The sequence below is a fragment of the Paenibacillus popilliae ATCC 14706 genome (assembly GCF_000315235.1).
In the GTDB taxonomy this organism is placed as follows: Bacteria; Bacillota; Bacilli; order Paenibacillales; family Paenibacillaceae; genus Paenibacillus_B; species Paenibacillus_B popilliae.
In genome coordinates this window covers 1-215 of sequence record NZ_BALG01000170.1, presented here as the reverse complement: position 1 = coordinate 215, position 215 = coordinate 1, and the positions used below count along the sequence as shown (strand labels likewise).

Below are 215 nucleotides of genomic sequence, written 5' to 3'. Positions count from 1 at the left end.
ACATCTTCCACAAGAATCGAAAAGCCTATGGCACTCGAAAAATCAAAGTCAAGCTCCATGAACGCGGGATAGTTGTGTCCAGACGCCGAATTGGCCGGATTATGAAGGAGCAAGGGTTGGTTTCGACGTACACCGTGGCGCAGTATAAGCCGCATAAGGCCAAGTGCAATGAAGAGGCTACAGCCAACAACTTGAACCGAGAATTTGACCAAACG

General features: G+C 48.8%; 1 protein-coding gene. It reads left to right on the top strand.

The window, feature by feature from the left end; translation table 11 throughout:
* The coding region (locus PPOP_RS11830) for an IS3 family transposase (protein ID WP_042228631.1) at positions 1–215 on the top strand (215 nt) is incomplete at both ends.